This is a genomic window from Sporosarcina sp. NCCP-2222 (assembly GCF_023168145.1).
In the GTDB taxonomy this organism is placed as follows: domain Bacteria; phylum Bacillota; class Bacilli; order Bacillales_A; family Planococcaceae; genus Sporosarcina.
In genome coordinates, this window is record NZ_BQYK01000015.1 from 10512 (window position 1) to 13943 (window position 3432).

The following is a 3432-nucleotide window of genomic DNA, read 5'->3' on the forward strand; positions in this document are numbered from 1 at the left end:
AGCTCGTATGAGAGGATTCCGCGTCCTTCAGAGACTTCACTGATGATCGCAGCGCCTGCCCCGTCGCCAAATAGGACAGCCGTATTCCGGTCTTCCCAATCTGTGATCTTCGACAGCTTTTCAACTCCAACTACGAGGACATGCTTATATGTTCCCGCTTCTACGAAATGTTTTGCCGTCACAACACCATACATGAAACCTGCGCAGGCAGCCGACAAATCCATTGCTGCGGCATTTACACAGCCCAGACGATCCTGGATCATCGTGGCGACGGAAGGAAATGGGCGGTCGGGCGTAACAGTCGCCACTAAGATCATTCCAATATCTTCCGGCTTCAGGCCAGCGTTCTGAATTGCTTCTTCCGCAGCAGCGAAAGCCATGTCAGATGTGTCCATATCATCTGTTGCAATCCGTCTTTGTTCAATTCCTGTTCTTGTACGAATCCATTCATCCGTCGTATCCATCCGTTTTTCCAAGTCCGCATTCGTAACTACTTGCGAAGGGACACATTTACCGATTCCAATTAACCCTGCACCCATCTTTGCATACCCCGTTCCTTGTCATCTATTATTAGTACCTGGTATTAATTATAAATTATGAGCTATCATTTTTCAATATGCTGACACATTTCATTCAGGATTCGCCTTCCAGCCGACAAAGTTGTTTCCCCTTTTAAATGCCTATGGTATGATGGACAATGATATTGGTATGCAGAGGTGAATTTTGATGAAATATATTATGACTTTTGTATGGTCTTTTCTTCTCGTCACGATGTTAAACTATGTAACTGGTTCGATTGCCGACATCCAAGGATTTGATTTCATGGGCGGCGTCATCGTATCAGTTGTTCTAAGTATCGTTGTGATTGCCATTTCGGCAATTATTCCGGACGAGCCAGTTGCAGATCATTCATGACACAAAAGAGCCACCCAGGTGAGAATACCTGGATGGCTCTTTTTTTATTCCTTATCGATTTTTACTTTTCCATCTTCCATCGAAAGATGAAGCCTTTCTCCTTCTCGCAAGTCCCCTTTGATAACTTCCTTCGCGACAAGCGTCTCCACATGCCGCTGGATGAACCGCTTCAATGGACGTGCGCCAAAGTCTGCATCTGTCCCTTCCCGGACAATCCAGTCGATAACCGATTCATCATAATCAAGCTCCACTTCTTGTGCATGCAGCCGCTTAACAAGATCTTCAAGCAATTTTTTCGCAATCAATCCGAATGCGTCGCCGGATAATGAATGGAAGATAATAATATCATCCATCCGGTTCAGCAGTTCCGGCTTGAAGTGGCGGCGCAATTCCGCCATGACCAAATCTTCTGCAGCATGATCCTCTGAATCGAAATGGCCTTCCAGCAAATAAGCCGAACCAATATTAGATGTCATGATGACGACTGTATTAGTAAAATGAACAAGCCGCCCTTGGCTGTCCGTAATGCGTCCGTCATCCAAAATTTGAAGCAGGATGTTCGAAACATCAGGGTGCGCCTTCTCAATCTCATCCAGCAAAACAACTGAATATGGATTCCGCCGCACAGCCTCTGTCAATTGGCCACCTTCTTCATAGCCGATATAGCCGGGAGGTGCCCCGACTAGGCGGGAAACGCTATGCTTTTCCATGTATTCGGACATGTCGATCCGGATGAAATGGTCTTCGGAATCAAATAATGTCGCAGCCAGCGTCTTCGCGAGCTCTGTCTTACCGACACCGGTTGGTCCGAGGAACAAGAACGAGCCAATTGGTTTGTTCGGATCTTTAATGCCTGCCCGGGCACGCCAAACGGCTTCCGTTACGAGCTGGACAGCATCATCCTGTCCTATGACCCGCTCCTCCAATGTTTCGCGGAGACGGAGAAGTTTCTCCCTTTCGCCTTCCACAAGCTTTGTCACCGGAATTCCTGTCCAGCGGGCGACAATCGCAGCAATTTCATCTTCGGTCACTTCTTCACGGAGCAAGCGATTGTCCTGGCTTCCTGCAAGCGGCATCTCCAGTTCCTTCACCTCTTGCTCAAGCGCAGGAATTTTACCGTATTGTAGTTCAGCGGCTTTATTCAAATCAAAACGATTTTGGGCGTCTTCCAATTCACGGCGGTAGCGATCCAGCTCTTCCCGTTTCTCCTGGATGTTGCGCAACGTTTCTTTTTCTTTATTCCACTGTTCCCGCATGCCAGCGGACGATTCCTTCAAGTCCGTCAGCTCATCACGCAGCGCTTCTAGCCGGGTCTGGCTAATTGCATCCTTTTCCTTCCGGAGTGCCTGCTCTTCAATTTCCAGCTGCATAATGCGACGTGTCACCGAATCCAGCTCTTGTGGCATGGAGTCGATTTCCGTACGGATCATTGCACTGGCTTCATCCATCAAATCAATGGCCTTGTCCGGCATGAACCGGTCTGTCAAATAGCGGTCGGATAAAGTCGCTGCCGCTACAAGCGCCCGGTCGTGTATTCGCACGCCGTGATGCAGTTCAAAGCGTTCCTTCAGCCCACGCAAAATGGAAATCGTATCTTCCACAGACGGTTCGCGCACAAGCACTTGCTGGAAACGGCGCTCAAGTGCTGGATCCTTCTCAATATACATCCGGTATTCATCCAGTGTGGTTGCACCGATGCAGTGAAGCTCCCCGCGTGCGAGCATCGGCTTCAGCATATTGCCCGCATCCATCGCACCGTCCGTTTTGCCGGCACCGACAATGGTATGGATTTCATCAATGAAGAGAATGATTTCTCCTTCACTCTCCTTCACTTGTTTCAAAACACCTTTTAAGCGTTCTTCAAATTCACCGCGATATTTCGCTCCCGCAATAAGGGCGCTCATATCCAGTTCATAAATTTGACGATCTTTCAGTCCTTCCGGCACATCCCCTTTAACAATACGCTGGGCAAGGCCTTCGACGATCGCTGTTTTACCAACTCCGGGCTCCCCGATCAGAACCGGATTATTTTTCGTTTTTCTCGATAAAATCCGGACTACATTGCGAATTTCTTCGTCCCGACCGATAACAGGATCCATTTTGCCGTTTTTTACTTCATCGACCAGATTGCGGCCGAATTGTTCAAGCGGTGTGCGTTGATCTTCCTGTACGCCATCCATTCTCATTAGCAATCACCTCTAAAGTTTGACTTTGACTATCTTTGATTAATTTAATTATAGGATGAAAGTGATATAAAGTAAAGTGTTTTGCACACGGTCTACACTGTTCTCCTACCCCTAGAGGATGCCTTAAAACATGGACGCCAGGCAGAACTCATTTGATCAAATTTCGGCTTGCAATCAAAACGCCATCCTCATCTGCATAGACAAAATGACCTGGGGTCCAGTCCACTTCTCCAAACTGGAGCGGGACGTCCCGGTCCCCTTTTCCTTCCTTTTTGCTGCGGATCGGATTGGTCCCGATTGCCAATATGCCCACATCCAGCTGCGCCAAGCC

General features: G+C 48.2%; 4 protein-coding genes. 1 reads left to right on the top strand and 3 read right to left on the bottom strand.

The genetic code is table 11. The features are described 5' to 3' along the window. Positions 1-539, bottom strand: a 539-nt coding sequence (locus tag NCCP2222_RS19880; RefSeq protein ID WP_248514146.1) for a beta-ketoacyl-ACP synthase 3, incomplete at its 3' end; no start/stop codon positions are given. A gap of 187 nt (positions 540-726) precedes the next feature. Here NCCP2222_RS19880 and NCCP2222_RS19885 point away from each other — a divergent pair. Beyond that, positions 727-915 carry a DUF2929 family protein gene (locus NCCP2222_RS19885; RefSeq protein ID WP_238083145.1) on the top strand — a complete coding sequence of 63 codons (189 nt, stop codon included), beginning with the start codon at positions 727-729 and terminating at the stop codon, positions 913-915. Positions 916-959: 44 nt separating this feature from the next. On the opposite strand, the gene NCCP2222_RS19890 is transcribed toward NCCP2222_RS19885, so the two are convergent. Both NCCP2222_RS19890 and NCCP2222_RS19895 read right to left on the bottom strand, forming a co-directional pair. Continuing rightward, complete coding sequence (locus NCCP2222_RS19890; RefSeq protein WP_375709230.1) at positions 960-3101, bottom strand: ATP-dependent Clp protease ATP-binding subunit; 2142 nt, start codon at positions 3099-3101, stop codon at positions 960-962. Positions 3102-3249: 148 nt separating this feature from the next. After that, positions 3250-3432 (bottom strand): RraA family protein (locus NCCP2222_RS19895; RefSeq protein WP_483882519.1); only part of this gene is annotated, 183 nt, incomplete at its 5' end.